The sequence below is a fragment of the Alicyclobacillus fastidiosus genome (genome assembly GCF_026651875.1).
In the GTDB taxonomy this organism is placed as follows: domain Bacteria; phylum Bacillota; class Bacilli; order Alicyclobacillales; family Alicyclobacillaceae; genus Alicyclobacillus; species Alicyclobacillus fastidiosus.
On sequence record NZ_CP104067.1, the window covers coordinates 5,493,247 to 5,511,077 of the forward strand.

15 protein-coding genes and 1 riboswitch are annotated in these 17,831 nt (G+C 54.0%); of the genes, 7 read left to right on the forward strand and 8 right to left on the reverse strand.

Going from position 1 to position 17,831, the window contains the following annotated elements:
* Positions 1-5 precede the first annotated feature (5 nt).
* The 3 genes from NZD89_RS26715 to NZD89_RS26725 form a co-directional block, all read right to left on the reverse strand.
* Positions 6-560 carry an ECF transporter S component gene (locus NZD89_RS26715; protein ID WP_268005665.1) on the reverse strand — a complete coding sequence of 185 codons (555 nt, stop codon included), beginning with the start codon at positions 558-560 and terminating at the stop codon, positions 6-8.
* 87 nt (positions 561-647) lie between these two features.
* Positions 648-747, reverse strand: a riboswitch (TPP riboswitch).
* A 191-nt stretch (positions 748-938) separates the two neighbouring features.
* Positions 939-2,315, reverse strand: coding sequence for an APC family permease (locus tag NZD89_RS26720; protein ID WP_268005666.1), 1,377 nt, complete (start codon positions 2,313-2,315; stop codon positions 939-941).
* A gap of 70 nt (positions 2,316-2,385) precedes the next feature.
* A complete protein-coding gene (locus tag NZD89_RS26725) occupies positions 2,386-3,564 on the reverse strand; it encodes an ROK family transcriptional regulator (protein ID WP_268005667.1) in 1,179 nt (392 codons plus the stop codon).
* A gap of 187 nt (positions 3,565-3,751) precedes the next feature.
* Here NZD89_RS26725 and NZD89_RS26730 point away from each other — a divergent pair, with 187 nt between their 5' ends.
* The gene (locus tag NZD89_RS26730; RefSeq protein WP_268005668.1) at positions 3,752-4,585 is read left to right on the forward strand and encodes a YihY/virulence factor BrkB family protein; all 834 of its coding nucleotides are present in this window, start codon (positions 3,752-3,754) and stop codon (positions 4,583-4,585) included.
* An 83-nt stretch (positions 4,586-4,668) separates the two neighbouring features.
* Here NZD89_RS26730 and NZD89_RS26735 read toward each other — a convergent pair whose 3' ends face one another.
* Both NZD89_RS26735 and NZD89_RS26740 read right to left on the reverse strand, forming a co-directional pair.
* Positions 4,669-5,097 carry a VanZ family protein gene (locus NZD89_RS26735; protein ID WP_268005669.1) on the reverse strand — a complete coding sequence of 143 codons (429 nt, stop codon included), beginning with the start codon at positions 5,095-5,097 and terminating at the stop codon, positions 4,669-4,671.
* Positions 5,098-5,372: 275 nt separating this feature from the next.
* Positions 5,373-6,341, reverse strand: coding sequence for a hypothetical protein (locus NZD89_RS26740; protein WP_268005670.1), 969 nt, complete (start codon positions 6,339-6,341; stop codon positions 5,373-5,375).
* Positions 6,342-6,675: 334 nt separating this feature from the next.
* Between NZD89_RS26740 and NZD89_RS26745 the strand changes: the two genes are divergently transcribed.
* From NZD89_RS26745 to NZD89_RS26770, 6 genes are all read left to right on the forward strand, one after another.
* A complete protein-coding gene (locus NZD89_RS26745; RefSeq protein ID WP_268005671.1) occupies positions 6,676-7,668 on the forward strand; it encodes a Gfo/Idh/MocA family protein in 993 nt (330 codons plus the stop codon).
* Positions 7,669-7,690: 22 nt separating this feature from the next.
* A complete protein-coding gene (locus tag NZD89_RS26750) occupies positions 7,691-8,695 on the forward strand; it encodes an AraC family transcriptional regulator (RefSeq protein WP_268005672.1) in 1,005 nt (334 codons plus the stop codon).
* Positions 8,696-8,723: 28 nt separating this feature from the next.
* Positions 8,724-9,806 carry a Gfo/Idh/MocA family protein gene (locus tag NZD89_RS26755; protein ID WP_268005673.1) on the forward strand — a complete coding sequence of 361 codons (1,083 nt, stop codon included), beginning with the start codon at positions 8,724-8,726 and terminating at the stop codon, positions 9,804-9,806.
* A gap of 334 nt (positions 9,807-10,140) precedes the next feature.
* Positions 10,141-10,941 carry a glycoside hydrolase family 16 protein gene (locus NZD89_RS26760; protein ID WP_268005674.1) on the forward strand — a complete coding sequence of 267 codons (801 nt, stop codon included), beginning with the start codon at positions 10,141-10,143 and terminating at the stop codon, positions 10,939-10,941.
* Between the two features lie 21 nt (positions 10,942-10,962).
* Entirely contained in the window at positions 10,963-12,249 is a 1,287-nt protein-coding gene (locus tag NZD89_RS26765) for a glycosyltransferase (protein WP_284285929.1), read from the forward strand.
* A 22-nt stretch (positions 12,250-12,271) separates the two neighbouring features.
* On the forward strand, positions 12,272-13,603 hold the full coding sequence (locus tag NZD89_RS26770; protein WP_268005675.1) for a nucleotide sugar dehydrogenase: 1,332 nt from the start codon (positions 12,272-12,274) through the stop codon (positions 13,601-13,603).
* A 165-nt stretch (positions 13,604-13,768) separates the two neighbouring features.
* Here the strand turns inward: NZD89_RS26770 and NZD89_RS26775 are convergent, their stop codons facing one another.
* The 3 genes from NZD89_RS26775 to NZD89_RS26785 form a co-directional block, all read right to left on the reverse strand.
* Complete coding sequence (locus NZD89_RS26775) at positions 13,769-15,361, reverse strand: DUF4855 domain-containing protein (RefSeq protein WP_268005676.1); 1,593 nt, start codon at positions 15,359-15,361, stop codon at positions 13,769-13,771.
* Between the two features lie 29 nt (positions 15,362-15,390).
* On the reverse strand, positions 15,391-16,062 hold the full coding sequence (locus NZD89_RS26780) for a hypothetical protein (RefSeq protein ID WP_268005677.1): 672 nt from the start codon (positions 16,060-16,062) through the stop codon (positions 15,391-15,393).
* A 90-nt stretch (positions 16,063-16,152) separates the two neighbouring features.
* On the reverse strand, positions 16,153-17,676 hold the full coding sequence (locus NZD89_RS26785) for a peptidoglycan-binding protein (protein WP_268005678.1): 1,524 nt from the start codon (positions 17,674-17,676) through the stop codon (positions 16,153-16,155).
* Positions 17,677-17,831: the final 155 nt, after the last annotated feature.

A 17,831-nucleotide genomic window follows, 5' to 3' on the forward strand; every position in this document is an offset into this window, starting at 1 on the left:
GTCGATCACGCCGAACGTTTCGCTATTTCGAAGTTGCGTAAAACGCCCGTGCGCTTGAGTGCATCGCCGATCCACTTCGGCAGCAGTCCGCCTAGCACTGCTCCGCTAATCATCGTGATGATGGTGTACAGGACGACGATAGAGGCCGTGTAGGTGTGTCCACCGTACTGGAAATACCATTGAACGCTAAATGCAATGCCCGCCAACGCACCGGAGAGCATCAATACTGACCAGTGATATTTGCGCCAGCCAAAGATCATAAACGCGATTTCCGCTCCAATCCCCTGAATCAAACCGGACAAGAGCCCACCTAGCCCCCAATTTCCGCCCAGGCCGAGTTCAATGATCGCGGCGACCAGCTCAGAGATAAGCGCCGCTCCTGGGCGCCGAACGATGTAGGGGATGAGCCCTGCGGCCAGCCACCAGAGTCCATTGATGACGCCCTGCCCCGGAACCCAAGCGATGCTGATGAGGGGTGAAACCACGTCCCAAATCCTGTAGATCCCCCCGCACACCACCGAGAGAATGACCATTGCAACGATTTCTCGCAACTTCCACATGATAAGACCTCCCTGATAATCCGTATGAACACTGCCGCTGAACGCAAAAAACCCCGTCCAACGTTGTATGAAAACGTGACGAGGTCCACTAAGTCGACGGCACTTCCCCACGCTGGTATTACCCAGATCGGGTGCAAGGGTTAGCTTCACCTGCTTCTCAGCCTTATCGGCACCCCTAGCGCCTCTCACGATATTTTGTTCACTGACGACTAGTTTACTGATTCCATTGTACACGTCAATTGGGCGAGCAACTGTCGTACAGGGGATGCACGCTAAAACGGATCGCTCCGGTGCACAGGAGATCCCGAGTTTAGCAGGTAAATGTGCGTGAAAAAGGCGGGCTGCACGACATGCGCACAGCCCGCCTAAAAACCAACTTCAATTGTCTTTCGTCAAATACGCCTCGCGAATGACCTTGGGTCCAAACGGCCATTCCTGCTTGCGGCGCGCCCAGAACAAAAATACTACGAATCCGATAAGGGTCCAAACGATGGCCAAGCGAATGGCGTGCCAGCCGGAAGAGTAGAACACGTACGCCCATCCGATGAAGGCCAAGATGTTTGGCAACGGATACAGCCACTGACGAAACGGCCGTTTCAAGTTCGGCTGCCGTTTCCTTAGAATGGACAGCGCGACAATCTGACCGATGAACTGCACGACGACCGACATCGCCATCAACGCGTTGATGATCTCCGACAGGTTGAAGAAGCAGCAGATGGCCATGATGCCACCCATCACGAGCAAGGAAATGTGCGGGAACTTCAATTTCGGATGCAATTTGGCAAATGGTTTAAAGAACAAGCCATCGACCGCTGCGTTGTACGGGAGCCGCGAAGCACCGAGCAAGCCGGTGTAGAAGGACGCAAAGCATGTCCAGATGATGAGTATCGTGATGATCACCGCACCAGGGCGCCCCCAGACCATCTGCATCAACAGCGTTCCTACATTTTGACTCTTCATGGCCGTCTGCCACGGTACCGTACCGATAATTCCAAGATTCATAACTAGGTCGATAATCGCCACAAAGACAATCGACAGAATCACCGCACGCGGGATGGTTTTCCCTGGGTTTTTCACTTCGTCCCCCAGATAACTTACGGTGTAATACCCCATATAGTCGTAAATCGAAATTAACATGCCTCCGCCAAGCCCAAGGAGGAATTTCGACGGCGCAAACGCGTTGTGTGGAAAAGAGAACGCCACATGTGGGTTAAAGTGCGAAATACCTGCAATGATCACGAGCAGCACCGTAAGAATCATTCCACCCCACAGCACGGTCGTCATCTTCGCGATAGAATGAATGCGACGATAAAGCAAGGCAACCGTGAGGATGGTGATACCCACAGACACGAGCTTTGCATCCAATGCGGTCATACTCGGCCAGAAATACACAAGGTAGTCGGATAAACCGATCACGCCCGTCGACATGATCATCGGAGTCGCAATGAGCGTCGACCAGATAAATAGGAAGGGTACGAGCTTCCCAGTACTGTACTGAAAGGCTTCTCGCAGATAGACATACGTACCGCCTTCTCCGGGCATCGCAGACCCCAATTCACTCCACACTAGCCCGTCGAGCATCGCCAATAGTGCGCCGACAATCCAGCCGAACATCGCCTGTGGCCCGCCCATGGCAGACAAGATCACAGGGATTGTAATGAAAGGACCTGCCCCCATCATTTGCGACATATTCGTCGCAGTCGCCTGCAGCAGCCCAATTCCACGAACAAAACCGTGCTGATTGGTTTGAGCCATTTGTTTCTCCCCCTAACTTAAAACAACCGCTTACATAAATGGTCGGATGATTTTATTACGCGGACCGCCCTCAGCGGTCCAAGGCCAGGTTATTGGTTTCGATCAGCACCGTTGCGGCCGCACCAAGTGCTCCGGCATCTTCACCTAGACTCGCTGGGACGATATCGACAGGTATCGGAATTAACTCCTTCACGCGTGACCGGATCCGCGACATGAACAGCGCTCCTGATTGAGCCACGCCACCGCCGACGATCACGACGCCTGGATTTAAGAGCGCGACGATGTTCACAATCGCTGCGGCAGTGTACTTCGCCATGGAATCGACGACCTCAAGTGCTAACGGGTCGGATTTTGCCGCGGCTTCGAACACTCGCTCAGAAGTGACCTCCACGCCGTGCAGGATCGAATGCGGATACGACTGCAGCAACGCTTTCGCCTGACTTGCGACGCCGCTTCCAGAAGCCAATTTGTCGAGCGCGCCGAACTCGTCCGACGTCGATGTCTCGTCGGTCAGCGGATCGACTGCAAAATAGCCTATCTCGCCTGCATAGTTGTGCGCTCCGCGATGTATGGAACCGTTGATGATAATGCCAGCGCCAATACCGGTCCCGATGGTAATCAGCACAACGTCCCGGCAGCGCGATCCCTCGCCTTTCCATTTCTCACCAACTGCCGCCATATTCACGTCGTTGTCGACGAAGATGGGACCTGGCGACAATTCCTGCAGCGCTTGCTTTACATTCACCTCGGTCCACTGAAGAGCCGGAGCCGCGATGACGACGCCTGACTCATAATCGGTGAGTCCTGGCGCTCCTATGCCCACCCCGACGATTTTGCCTCGGTCAATGCCGGAATTCGCGATAAATTCATCTGCCTCGGCTCGAATGTGCTCCAAGACATCGGAACGATTTGCACGAGTGGAGACCTTTTTGCGCGCGACGACGCGACCCGTCAGATCCGACAGCAATAGGATGGTCTTTGTTCCGCCGATATCAATGCCCAAGGCGTATTTCGCATCAGGCACAAACCTCAGCTGCACGGAAGGCCGTCCACCCCTACGCGTGGATCCCCCTACGCCACCTTCCTCGACAAGCCCTTCACTAAGGAGTTGATCTACAATTTCTGAAGTCGCCGACCGGCTAAGTCCTAACTCCCTGGCAATGTGTGCTCGAGAGACAGGTTCGTGCACTCGGACGAACTCCAACACACTTGAGCGATTCACATCGCGGACAAAAGCAGTGGTTGTCATTTCATCACCCCAAACTCGTTTGTTCGTACTGAGAACAAACAAACAAGTCACACTATACCATCTCGCAGTGCTCATGTAAACGATTTCTCGCTCACCTTTTTTTGGGTTTGTGGAAGTGATCACCGACATCGCGCTCGGGAGATGACCCTCTCCGAATTGGAAAGACCAAGACGGAGATACTGAAAATATGGCCAAGATATTTCTCAAGACACTGATTCAATCCATCATCCGTCACAATATCGGATATCTAGCGGCAGTCATATCCTACTTCGCCTTTACGTCGATGATTCCCGTCGCGTTACTGCTGATCTACGGAACATCCCTGTTCATCAGTGGCACGAAGGTGGAACATTTCTTCGACCAGCTTCTCCAGTCATACATCCCATCGATGCCAAACGGCGAGGGGGTCGTGTCCACGACGATTCATCGCCTGTCCACCCTGCGACCCGTGATTGGAGTGATTGGCTTCGCTAGTTTGCTGTGGGGTTCCATCGGAGGGTTCACGTCGCTGCAACAGACCTTGGACACCATCTGTGAAACGCGCCATCGGAGGTCGTTTATCAAACAGTACGTCGTCGGATTTGGCATGCTTGGCCTCTTGATGGCCCTGATTTTTGGATCCCTGCTGGTGACGACTATTTCTCCCGAACTGGTCTCTGCGTTAGGACATCTCCAACCCACCATGTGGGTACCACTCGCCCACGCGAGTTCACGCATTCTGTTTGCCGTCACGTTGTTCGCTACGTGTTATTTCGCGTACCGCTTCTTGCCGTCGAATCCGCTCCCACACACGACACTGCTCATCGGAGCTGCGGTGTCCACCGCCTGCATTTACATCAGCCGCGAGCTGTTTGTCGTCTACACACACCACCTTGGCAACTACGAACTGGTCTATGGTGCCTTGACGTACATCATGTTGTTCTCATTCTGGATTTACATCGCGAGTATCATCTTCTTATTTGGCATGGAAATGGCCCTGGCGATGTACAAAGTAATGCAACAGCGCAGGGAGACGGCGTAGAATCGCAACGTTCGCTCATTGACACAGCGCCACATTCGCAGCAGACGGGAGAACAGTGCGAGGGTATGGCTCCCTTGTCGACCTTATCTCCCGTGATTCGTCCATAATTTTTTCTGCAACCACACAGACACCCCTACGCCGAGCGCGTCGATGACCATGTCGTACAGGCGACCGTCGCGTCCGAACCCCAATTGAAATAGCTCCGACGCAATTCCAAGCGCGATGGCAATACAAGCAGATGGAGTAGACCGACGAATGAGGTTGAACAATAGCAGATCAAAAATCATAAATCCGCAAAAGTGTCCAATCTTCGAGATCAGGTACAGCGGTTGTAAGAAGTGAAAGTCGATCAGCAGCAGGTCTCGCCAATGTGGGCGACCCGTGAAATGAAAGTAACTGATATGGAAGTGGAATGGATCGACCGAGCACGTAAAATACGCCAACACACATGCCCAGACGATGACCCATACAAGGCGCAGAATAGAATTCACACCCTTACTCGAGAACTTCACACTCCACCCATCCTATCACATTTCTTAAAAGCTGCAGGCGAAGTTCCCGCATCGCCACGGCTCCCTTTCTACGCCAAAATGGTATGGAGTTTGCCGATTGGATGACACGAAGTCAGTGAGTCCCAAAGTATTCATGAAAGAGCCTCCAAATCCACTGTGAAAGTGGATTTGGAGGCTCTTTGTGCAGAAAATTTATGAAGTAGAGTGGGGCTCCGAATGTCACAAATTCACTGTTCGGCAATCCCCATCCTCACATATTCTAGTTCATGCGCTGATCAACCGCCGAAATGGCCGTTTTGATGACCATTTGTGACGTGATGGTCCCCGTGTTCAGCTTGGCCGCGCTGGTGGTCTCCACCCTTGTGGGCTGGCAATTTTCCCACCGGATGGGCGACATGAAAGGCGACAGTTTTGACCTTTTCTGCGGACTTCCAGGCATTGTCCTGTGCCTCTGCCTTTACCTTGCTCTCGCTACAGGGTTTTTTAGCCGTCGACGACGTGGACGGCGCACTCGCCTTGACACTCACCTGCCCCGCACCGCTCGTCGAGGACGTAGCCGCGGTACTACCGGTCGATGCTTGTGTTTGGCCCTGTGCTTGCGTGGATTTCTCGGCCTGCTGCTGTTGCATCGAGGCTAGCTTTTGCAGTTGCTCTGCAAGGTGTGCAAACTCCTTCGAGATGTTTTTCTCGAGTGACTGCTGTGCCTGCAGATTATGTACATGTTGCAAACCAGCAGCCAGCGCTAGCGCATTGTGTGGGAGGTTTCCAAGTATGGCGCTGGCCGAACTTGAATCAGATCCCGACTGAGCCGCGGTTGCACTAGCCAAGGCCGTCGACAGGGCGTCAACCGCCTCTTGTGTCTGGCCTTGTTGAACCAGCGAGTTGGCCTTGCTGATCTGTTCGTTTGCGAACTGTGCCAGTTGTTGTGCCTTGGTGATATTCTTAGTCTTTATAGCATCTTCGATTTGTTGGTAGATGGTCTTGATAAATTTCGAATAGTCGCTTGACAGTTGTTTAGATAGGTCTGTCTGGCTGGTTTTTGCACTCGTGGAACTGTTTGTCGTCCCGGTCGTTGTATTGTTGGTCGTCTCCGACGCCGCGGTACTGGTCGTATTCGTCGGTACTGATGTCACTGTAACTGTGCCGTCTGTTGCAGCCCAGACTGTACCGCCCGCCGCACTGACACCAAAGATGAGCGCACCTGCGATGAGACCTTTCGCAAACTTCTGCCTTTTCATATTCAACTGAAAACCCCTCTCTATTCTCTTCTTTTATGGCTTCGCGAAGTTGCTACAAGGTTCGACACCTGTGTCCACTTTCTGTCCGTCCATAAAAAAAGCGGCCAATGGATTGCATGAAATCCCCCCAGAGGAAGTCGTACTGCCGACAAAACTCGAGCTTGGCGAGTCGACAGGGCCAGTCTCGTGACTGGATGAGCCTCGCGTGCGCAATGACGAGGGCAACAATCATGTCGCATATTTGCACTACGCTCGTCACTAAATCACATTCATGATGAAGTGAGGATCATGCTACAGTTAAATCATGTCGTGAATTTATAGTCACATGGGAGGTTCGTCCATGATCAGAGTCGCTATGCTCAGTTTCTGGCACGTTCACGCGAAAGACTACGCGAGACAGGCAACCGAACACCCTGACACGGAAATCGTCGCCGTGTGGGATGAGATTCCAGAACGCGGTAAACAGGAGGCAGAGCGTCTGTCCGTTCCGTTCTATGCTTCCCTCGAGGAACTGCTCGCGCGCGATGACATCGATGCAGTCATCGTCGATACGCCAACCAATATCCACCCGGAGGTCATGATCCAGGCGGCACGCGCCAAAAAGCATATCTTTACGGAGAAGGTCCTCGCGCTGACGACAAAAGAGGCAACCAGTATCCTGTCGCACGTCGAGCAGGCGGGTGTGAAATTGACGGTGTCGCTGCCGCGATTGAATGACAATTATACGTTGGCTATCCAAGATATCATCGCACAAGGTGTGCTCGGAGAGTTGACGCAAGTGCGCGTGCGCCTTGCCCATAACGGCGCTACAGCCGCGTGGCTGCCCGACCACTTCTACGACCTTCAGGAATGCGGCGGCGGTGCTTTAACCGATCTCGGCTGTCACCCCATGTACTTAACACGCCTGTTCCTGGGCCTCCCAGACAGCGTCAGTGCGCATTACGGGTACGTCACGGGCAAGGAGGTCGAGGACAACGCCGTGGCCATTCTGCGCTACGACAATGGCGCGATCGGGATTGTCGAATCCGGCTTTGTGACCGGTTCCTCGCCGTTTAGCATCGAGTTGCACGGAACGAACGGATCCGCCTTGTACGGGCTCCCCGAACCGAAGCTGATGGTGCGGACGCCTGCGAGCGGATCGAAGGAATGGGAGGAATACCCGCTGTCCCCGAATCGCCGGTCCGCGTTCGAACAATGGGTAAGCCATATTCAGGAGAACACCACAGCCGACGAGAACATCGCGATGGCACTCGACTTGACGCGCTTGATCGAGGCATCCAATCTGTCTGTGCAGAACAACCATCCAGTACAGCTGGACGAACTGCCGATCTAAGGCGGAAAGGTAGGCGTCAACGGTGCAGCGCCAGGAGTCGTCGAGCACGCGGAATAGCCAGCGAGGAAACTCGGTTCCCTTTGCATTCAAAATTTTAGAAGAGAATCGCTTTGCCCTAGACAGGCTTGACCTGACCTTTTGTTGGGGAGGTTACGGATTCCGGGTGCTCCACTGCCACCTCGCGACGTTTCCGCCCGGAAAAACCGTGCCGTTGCACAAGCACTCTGAGTACGAGTTTCATTTCATCCCGCGTGGTAAAGGCCTCGTCGTCTTAAACGACGTGACGTATCCGCTGCACTCAGGCCACTTCTACTTGACCGGCCCGGATGTGCTTCACTATCAAGAGGCGGACGGTCACGAGTCGATGGATGAGCTCTGTCTGCACATCGATATCCAGAAGATTCGCGATGGCGCAGAGAATGCGGAGAACGCTGCGTGGGGAGCGGATTTGGAGGCGCAGGAGGCACAAGCGTGTGTGCAGGCCCTGAACGAATTGCCGTCGATCCCGGTTGTCGATCAATACAACGCCATGCAGTGGTTCAGCGTCGCGTATCGCGCTTGGCACGAGAACCAATACGGAGCGTATTCCATCATGAAACACGCCATCGTGCAAATCCTGTTGTGCTCCGTACAGAATCACACGCGGGACAGAGGGCCGTTTGATCTCCCTCACCGCGATATGAATACGTATCGCTATCAGTTGGCGACGCGGTTTGTCCAGGACAACTATACGCACCCGATCACGCTCGAAGACGTAGCCGAGAGATTGCATATCAGTCCCCGCCAATTACAGCGGATCTTCGCGCAACACGGCGGGCAAAAATTTCGCGAATACGTGGAGGACGTGCGCCTAAACAACGTCTGTGAAGCACTCGTCAGGGATGTGGGGAGCGTGGAGGAAATCGCCGCTGAGAGCGGCTTTTCGAGTGCCAGCTACCTGCACTACGTGTTTAAAAGGCGGTATGGTGTGACGCCGACACAGTTCAAGGAACAAGCTCTACAGTTCAATCACCGGCCTTCGCAGTAGATCCGTGTGCACACTAGGAGGAAGATGAATGAGTAAAGTTCTGAAAGTCGGCATTATTGGCAGTGGCGGCATCGCACAGGCCCACGCTCGTGCCTACAAGGCGATGGATGACGTCGAGATCGTTGCCGTGGCGGATATCGTCCCTGGAAAGGCAGCAGAATTTATCCATCGGCTCGGATTAGAAACCGCCACCCCGTTTGAAGATCACCGCCAGTTGCTCGAGCAACCGCTCGACGGGGTCAGCATCTGTACGCCAAACGCCTCGCACCATCGCACGGCAGTCGACGCCCTGCGTGCAGACAAACAGGTGCTGCTCGAAAAACCGATGTCGGTCACGCTGGACGAGGCAATCGACATGGTGTCGGTCTCCAAAGAAACCGGGAACATGCTGACCATTGGCTTTCAACCTCGATATGACCCGAACATGAAGACCTTGCAGCAGATCATTCAATCCGGACAACTAGGGAAGATCTATTACATTCAGACAGGCGGCGGGCGACGGCGCGGCATGCCGGGCGGCACGTTTATCCGCAAGGAGTTGGCCGGGGCGGGCGCCATGGCGGATATCGGCTGTTACTCGATTGACCTCGCGCTTCACGCCCTAGGCTATCCAAGGCCGCTGACCGTATCGGCATACACGTCCAACCACTTCGGCACCAACCCGACGTATCACCCGGATGCGTCCCACTTCGACGTCGAGGATTTCGGAGTCGCGATGGTCCGGTTTGAGGGAGATCTGGTCCTGAATTTCAAGATCTCGTGGGCCATGCACATGGATACACTTGGACCCACCCTCTTCTTAGGGACGGATGCCGGACTGAGGGTGACGCCCGCCGGGCAGGGCCCGTGGAGTGGCGTTTGGGATGGCGGAGTCGATTCTATCTCGCTCTTTCACGACGTGCTCGGACACCACACGGAGAGCCCAATTCCGCTTCGCAGCCACCAGGTCAACTTGTTTTATGAAAAGGTTCGGGATTTCGTGGTAGCGGTACAAGAGGGAAAACCTGCGCCAATTCCGTGCGATGAAATTCTTCGGAATCAGGCGATTATCGACGGCATCTTGCGCTCCGCTGAACTGCGGCGAGAAGTGACCATCGAACTCCCCAACTGATCGGCCTTTACGATGGTTCCAGCTCGGAATCTGCCGCATCGTCACCTGCTCACAAGCAGGCGGCGGTGCGGCTTTTTGTTTCTCGTTGAGGTAGTTGAACTGACGACCAAAAAAAGTCCTATTTTGGTGGCTGAGACCGGGGGTATTCGGCGATTTTATGAAACTAGTGAAGGTGTTTCCAACACCGATTTCTGCCATGACCCTCAAAAAACACTCAAAGTGGTCAGTATGTATATTTGTGGCGAATGACCATGAAGGCTGTCGAACAAGAAGGGAGGATTGGTTGTGAATTACAGACTACCACCCCCGCGAACCCTGCTAGAGGGGGGCCTCAATGCGCGGGTTTAGCACGAAGATCTGGTTACCGGCGACGTGTTTCGTAATTCTTCTAGGCCCAGCTGCATTTGCCTACAAGAAATTCGTTCAACGGGACACATCCACCACAGTCCTATCCCAGACTCCGCCCAAGATCACGTCACCGCTGACCTTCAGCGACGATTTTGACGAAAGTCTGCGGGCACACACCTGGCATACGTTCAATCAAGCATGGCCGTATGGTGGACAACTTCAATCCTACTCGGCGAAAAATGTCTATGTGAAAAACGGAAACCTAGTGATCGAGACGGACAAGGCATCGCTGGATGGTAAAGACTATGTGTCCGGCCGGCTGGACACGAAGAACTCGTTCCAATTTACATACGGAACCGTGGAAATCCGCGCTAAAATGCCCTCCGGACAGGGCTTATTTCCAGCCCTCTGGCTGAAACCAGTCAATCGTCCCGTCTATCCCGAGATCGATGTACTCGAGTTCGTGGGCTCCAAGCCTCACGATGCATACGTGGCCTTCCATGGCGCCGCACACGGTGCGGGAGAGAACGTCGGGACCATGATGCGAATGCCGTACGACCTCTCGCAAGGATTCCACACGTACGAGCTCGTTTGGAAGCCGAATTCACTGTCCTGGTACATCGACGGAACCGAGATCTATCAAATCACGAAACACGTGCCTGACGAGCCGATGTACCTCACCATCAACACGGCAGTCGGCGGTCCGATGGCGAGATCTCCATCTTCACAGACGAAGTTCCCAACCTTCATGGACGTAGATTACGTCCATGTCTATTCGAGCCATTAGACGAACTCAAAGGAGCTCACGATGATACAAACAACCAACGACTCTGTAGGGTTACAGCGACAAAAGAGCGAGTCTTTCGTTGCACGTCTATTCGTAATCTTCTTATTTTTGGCATTTGTATCTTCGATGCTCTACGTGAATTCGAAGGCGCATGGCCGGTTAGACTTTATGCTCGGCATTTACGGGTCGGTCATGGTCACCTATCTGTTAGGAAAGATGATCCTCTCGTTTTTTTACAAACCATTTAGAGGTACTCCCCCTGACGTAAAGGTCACCGTCATCGTCCCGTCGTACAACGAGAAAGCCGAAGCCGCTGTCAGTACCGTGGAGAGTCTCTTGAAGCAAACGTACCCCATCCACGAGATCTTCTTTATCGACGACGGCAGTCAAGATCTCTCTGCATACCATGCGGTTCAACTGCTGAAGGAAGCGTGCGAGGCAGAGCATCTTCACGTACACCGATACAGTGACAACCGCGGCAAGCGGCACGCACAAATATACGGATTTGAGCGCGCCACAGGCGACATCATCTTCACCACCGACTCGGACGGTTACATCTACCCGAATGCCGTCGAAGAGATGCTGATACCGTTCAACGACGAGATGACCATGGCCGTCACCGGGCACATCAATGCGCGCAACCGTAAGGAATCCTGGCTTACTCGACTGCTCGATATGCGCTATGACAACGCCTTTCGGGTAGAGCGCGCCGCTCAGTCCGTGACGGGAAATGTCCTCGTCTGTTCCGGGCCAATCAGCTGTTATCGCAAGCAGGTGATTCTCGATAACCTCGAACGGTATCGGAATCAAACGTTTCTCGGCGAGCCCGTTCAGTTCGGCGATGACCGATGTCTGACGAACTACGCCATCGAGCGCGGCAAGACGGTTTATCAACAGATGGCGGTGTGTTTGACCGACGTTCCGCCCACGCTGAGACAGTTTGTGAAACAACAGATTCGCTGGAATAAGTCCTTTTTCCGGGAAAGCCTGCTCGCCTTTAAGTTAGGGCTGAAAAAGCCCAAGGTACTCGTGTGGGTCCTCTTCGAAATGCTCTTGTGGATCACGTTTGGAATTGCACTCTTCGCAGGCATCATCTTGAAAGCACACACGATAGGATACGTGTTACTCGGTTACTATGGCGCCTATGTATGTTTGTCTGCCTATGCTCGAAACGTGTACTACATTCTCAAGCGTCCATGGGTGTTCATTCTTGCGCCCATCTACGGAATGGTTCATCTAGGCCTGCTGTTTCCACTGCGGCTGTACGCCCTTTTGACTTTGCGAGTGACTGGCTGGGGAACCCGATAAATCGAACATGGAGTGATGAGAGATGGCCATTTCTATTCATGACACGAATGCAATCGCAGACTTGTTACGCTACAAGATTCGCGCCAAGAACGCTACCGTAGCCATTGTCGGACTCGGATACGTCGGTCTGCCCAATGCCGTGGCAAAGGCAAAAGAAGGGTATCAGGTGATTGGACTCGACCTGTCCGCCGATAAAGTGGCCGCCATTTTAGAGGGTCGAAGCTACATCGAAGACGTGGATTCCGAGTTGCTCTCAGAACTGGTGGAAAAGAAACGGCTCACGGCGTCGAATCACCCCCGCTGCCTGGCGAGTGCGGACGTCATCGTCATTTGCGTGCCAACGCCGATTAACGAATACAAGCAACCGGACTTGCGCTTTGTCGAGAGCGCGTGCGCAGAGGTCGCCCGCCACATTCAAGAAGGGGCGCTGGTCGTCCTGGAAAGCACCACATATCCAGGTACCACCGAGGAAATCCTCGTCCCGATGCTCGAAGAGAAAGGGTTTCGCGTCGGGGAAAACGTATTTGTCGCGTATTCTCCAGAGCGGATCGACCCAGCGAACAAGGAATACGGGGTCGAAAACACCCCCACCGTCGTCGGCGGCGTGACACAGACCTGTGGCGAGTTGGCCCGCTTGTACTTTGGGCAAAACGCCGTCCAGGTGTCATCGCCAAAAGTGGCAGAGATGGCCAAGATTTACGAAAACTCATTCCGCTACGTCAACATCGGGTTCGCAAACGAGATGGCCCTCTTGTGCCGCGATATGGACATCGACATTTGGGAAGTCATAAACGCTGCAAGTACAAAGCCGTTTGGCTTCATGCCATTCTACCCAAGCAGCGGCGTCGGAGGGCACTGTATTCCTGTCGATCCCTATTATTTGAGCTGGAAAGTCCGATCACTCAACCTGCAGAGTCGGATGATCGAGACGGCGGGAGATATCAACTGCCGCATGCCACAGTACACCTGCCGGCGGATCCTCGAAGTATTCAACAGTATGAAACTTCCCGTGGAGGGACGCCGGATCTTCATTGTCGGCGTCGCCTATAAGAAAGACGTGAGCGACGTGCGGGAATCGCCTGCACTCGACCTTATCGAGGGGCTTAGACAACTCGGCGCGCGCATCCAGATCTGGGACAACCATATCAAGAAAGTTCACGTGAACGGACGCGACTACTATTCTGTCACGCACAATGTCGAAGAGGCGATTCGTGAAGCCGACATGGTCGTCATTGCGACGGACCACTCGGATATCGACTACACCATCATCGGGGAAAACGCCAAGATCATCTTCGATACAAAAAATGTGAAAGATGAGCTCGGCGACATATCTGGCACTTATATTCGACTGTAAGATTGAAAGGATGCGTTAAACCAACTAGCTTGGCCGTCAACCAAACAAGGGCCGAAAGTGATGTAACTCACTTTCGGCCCTTGTTTCATAGGTGAACGGCGAACCGCAAACGCCTGTCTCTGCGCCGTGCGCCGTTCCGACACTGCACGAGGAGCGCTCCCCGCCTCAATGCAGCATAAACGCCGCCGTTTCGTCGTAGACCTGACGCTCTGCCGGATTCGCGGACTGTTCCGCGTCGAGCAATAGCTTAGATCCGTCGTAATACGCGTGTGACACGTTGTTCGAACCAAATCCGTCGTTGCTAAGCTCATTGAGAAACGTCTGATAGAGCGACTCTGTCGTCGCGTCGAGCGCAGTGAGTTCAACCTCGATGCCCATGCCGTTGTGTGTGGCAATTTTCTCCGCGTTGCTGATGCGGTTGATGTTTGCACCAGCACCTTGTTCGATATAGTTCGGTTGCAACCACGCGGTGTCAAGGCCCAAGGTCTGCCACTGGGAAGTGCCGTTCGCGCCATAAAACGGGATCCAGAACAGCGGTAAGCCATTGCTGTGAGCCAACATCTGTGCCTGCTCAAAGATCTGTTGCTCGCCGGGGAGACCCGGATTGAACTGCTCGTGGTCCCAATACAGGCCAACCAGCTCCAAGTTCTGATAGTTGGCGGATCTCCACTCATTGAGCAGCGTGTTGACATACCAGCTCATCGCCGCATCTCTCGCGTTCAAAGCGTCCGGGTCGGCCGCCGTACCATCGAAGTCGAGCAGTTGCCCGTCGACCGACCCGAAATTGACTGCCCCATACGGAAAATACGGTATGGACAAGACGACCTTCTCTTTGTAGCCGGGCCTGTTGAGAGACTCGTTCGCCAACGCAACGGCCCCGTTCAGTGCGCTCAGTTGCTGACCCGGTTGAAACAAGTCGTTTAAGTACGCCGTCCAACCGTCGACAGTGTCAGGGACGTTGGCATACGGGGAGAACAACATCGTGTCAAACAAGGGCGCGACTGCTTGTCCCGAGGGATTGATGTATTCCAGCATCGGCACAAAATCCCCTTCGGACCACGTTCCAAGTGGGCCGTAGCTCCCGGTCGGCACGAGCAGCATATTGGCAATCCCGTGCGCGTTGAGGGCGTTCGGCGTCAACGCCCCGACCGACGTCGACTGCGCTGGCACCACGAGGGACGTTGGCAGCGCGCCCACAGATGTGGTACTTCCCGCGATATCCAACCCCCGCGCAAAGACAAACAGGTTGACCGGGAACGACAGGCGAATCTCGTCCGTTTCTATACCGGCGCTGCTGTTGAACTGAAAGACCTGCGTCGTGTTTGTATCATCGCTCTCTGGAATACTGGTAGGTTGCGTTGCGAGCGAGTACCACTGACCGTTCGAGTAGGCTTCAAATTGCACGTCGCTCGGATAATAGATCCCTTGTGCCGCGTTTTGCTCCATCGTGATCTCGACGTGCTGAACATCTACCGGGTTCGGAAACTGAATCGTGACGTCGCGCCCGCCTTGATGACAAAATCCGGTCCAATTGAAGTCATCGGTGAGCGCATAGTGCTGATACTTTTGTTCATCCTCTTCAAAGACAGAATCAGCCAACCCGGTCACCGTCGTCGAAACGGTGCCAAGGTTCGTCAAGTCTTGCTGGGTCGCTGCCGGATCGACCGCGTCCGCCAATACGCGAGGCATCGCCGGTACCATCCCTAGGGCGACGAACGTCAGCGTCGTCATAAGCCACATCAGATGTCGCTTGTCCATAGTTCCTCCTAGATCTGTCTACACGAGTCTTATGTTAAAGAACCAGGTTGGAACGAGTTTGAGATTGCACTCGTGATTGCCCCATACTGACTCTGCTCGGACTTCGGGTATTGAATCTGGAGTTCGTACAGGTTGGTGCCCCCCACGAATACTTTCTCATAGACGATGTTCGACCCTTCGTAGCCTGAGACCACACACCAGTTCGATCCGCTTTGTTGATACGTCACCTGCTCGTTGGCTGTGAGACTCGCCGCGACACTCTTCACGGTTTCGTGTTGGACGTTGTATTGGCCAAACGCCCGGACGGTCACCGAATTGTTATCCGTCGACCAACCCTGTCCGTCGCCGTCTTCCGGCGCTGGCCCCTTTTGATAGGCGGCAGGCACGCTCAGTGAAAACCCAAAACGGGGGTTTGTGTAGTTCACGTAGTCGACGCTGGAGCTGTTCGAGCCACTGGTCGTCGGATTGTCGCTGGAACCCGTCGTCGAATTTTGGTCTGTGTTCGACGCTGACCCCGTGCCATTCGCGTCGTTCGACGCGGCCGTATTCGCCGTATCGTTGTTTACACTGGAAGTCGTATTCGCCGACGTATTCGCCGTGCTCTCTGACGCACTTGGAGTTGTCGCTTGCTCCCCACAACCTGTCGCGACAAGTAGACTCAGCGCAACGCCAGAGACTAACCATTTATAGTTCGATTTCAATGTATTTACCCCCTCAACAATTCAGAGCGCCGTGAACTGACTCTTTGCCGGGAAAAGGTACGTGTTGATGCGCCCCCTTCCGCGAATGGCTTACTGCTGCGCCGTCAAACTTGCCACCTGCGACGAAATGTAGCCGGTCAGCGGAGTACCTCCGCTACTCGAATCGTAGGCCTGTGTACTCACTTGAATTTGATAGAATCCATTGGTTGCACTGGCCGACTGTGCGACGACGAAATCGCCGTTGTGCAGCGTCGCAATCTGCTGTGTCTCGTCACTGGAACTGTACACGGGGATGGACGTGCTGGTGCTCGTTTGATTCCGCACTGTGACACGGTATACGTTAGTAAACTTCACGTATTGAGAGTCAACCCAACCTCGGTTTGCGACGTGATACCAAGGCACCACGTAGGGACCTGCCATCCCCTGCTCGATTTCATCGATTTGAACAGACTGCCCTGTAGGTATCGTCGGAGCGGAACCTGTGTATATGTAAGTGGTCCACATCGAATAGCTCCAGACGCCGTCCTGTTTCAATCCGTGCTTGGCCTCAAACTCTTTCACGGCAGCCGCAGTGGCAGGCCCATACTGTCCATCGACCGTCAGCTTCGCGCCAATCTGTGCGTTCAAGTACCTCTGAACCTCCGTTACGTCCTCGCCGGAACTCCCATTTTGGAGAGTAGCGAAGTACATATCGGAGATCCCAGCGCTCGTGCTCGGGTAATACGGCACGCCGCCGTAATACGCATTGGATGCGGTGGTGCCAGTGGCGCCGTTGAGATTATACGCCGGCTCGACATTGCTCTTTGGCTGCGGCACGGATGTGCTAGAAGGGTACTGTGTGTAATCACTGACACTCGATCCGCTGGAGGTAGCGAGCTCGTTCATCAGTGTCGCGATGCTGTTCGCCCAATTGGGGTCCGTCGCGTAGTTTACGTTCATGCCGTTGAGTGTTGGCGACACGTATTCGCTGCCACCTGGGTTCAAATAATTGTTTCGAACTTCCCACGCCTGAAATTGAATCGCGTAGGCGTCGCTCGGGAACATTCCTGCGTCGTCGCCCGGGTTTGCATCGTATGCGCCATACCCGAACAGGTTGTTCTTCGCCAGTGCAATCTGACTCTTTCCCCACGCGCTCTCTAAAATTGCGTGCGAGACGAGATAGTTTGCATCCACGCCATACGTGTTCTGGGCATTGATAAACGATTGGCCCAAACCTGTCATTGGCGAGCCGTTCTTGCTCAAGAACGTATTGATGCTGTTCGCATTGATAGAGCTTGGTGCGGAATAGCGCAGGTCTACATTACTGAACGATCGGCCATTTACCGCCGATAGAATCGCGCCCCACGTCTCTGGTCCGACGATACCGTCCACTGTGAGGCCATGCGCGCGCTGAAATGTTTCGACGCCGCTGCGTGTCATAGGACCAAAATCCCCGTCTACCGAGCCGACGGAATAACCTAGAGAGTTTAAGTCCTTTTGCAGGGTCACGACGGCTGAGCCGGTCGACCCGGTCTGGACGGTGGGTTCCGTCGTTTGCGCGTATGCTACGATGGGCGTCGCGACGGATAAAAGCATGGGGAATGTGCTGACAACGAGAAAACGCCTAAACTTCATTGTAAACCTCCAAGATGATGGGAATTGCCCAAGATGAATGAGAGTTGTCAACGGGGGTTGGCTAGATTTCCTTTACATTCTAGCAGAATAGAGTAGATAGATTTAATTCCCATTGAATTGTCGATGATCTGTTGAAGTTATCGGCGTAGCGATGG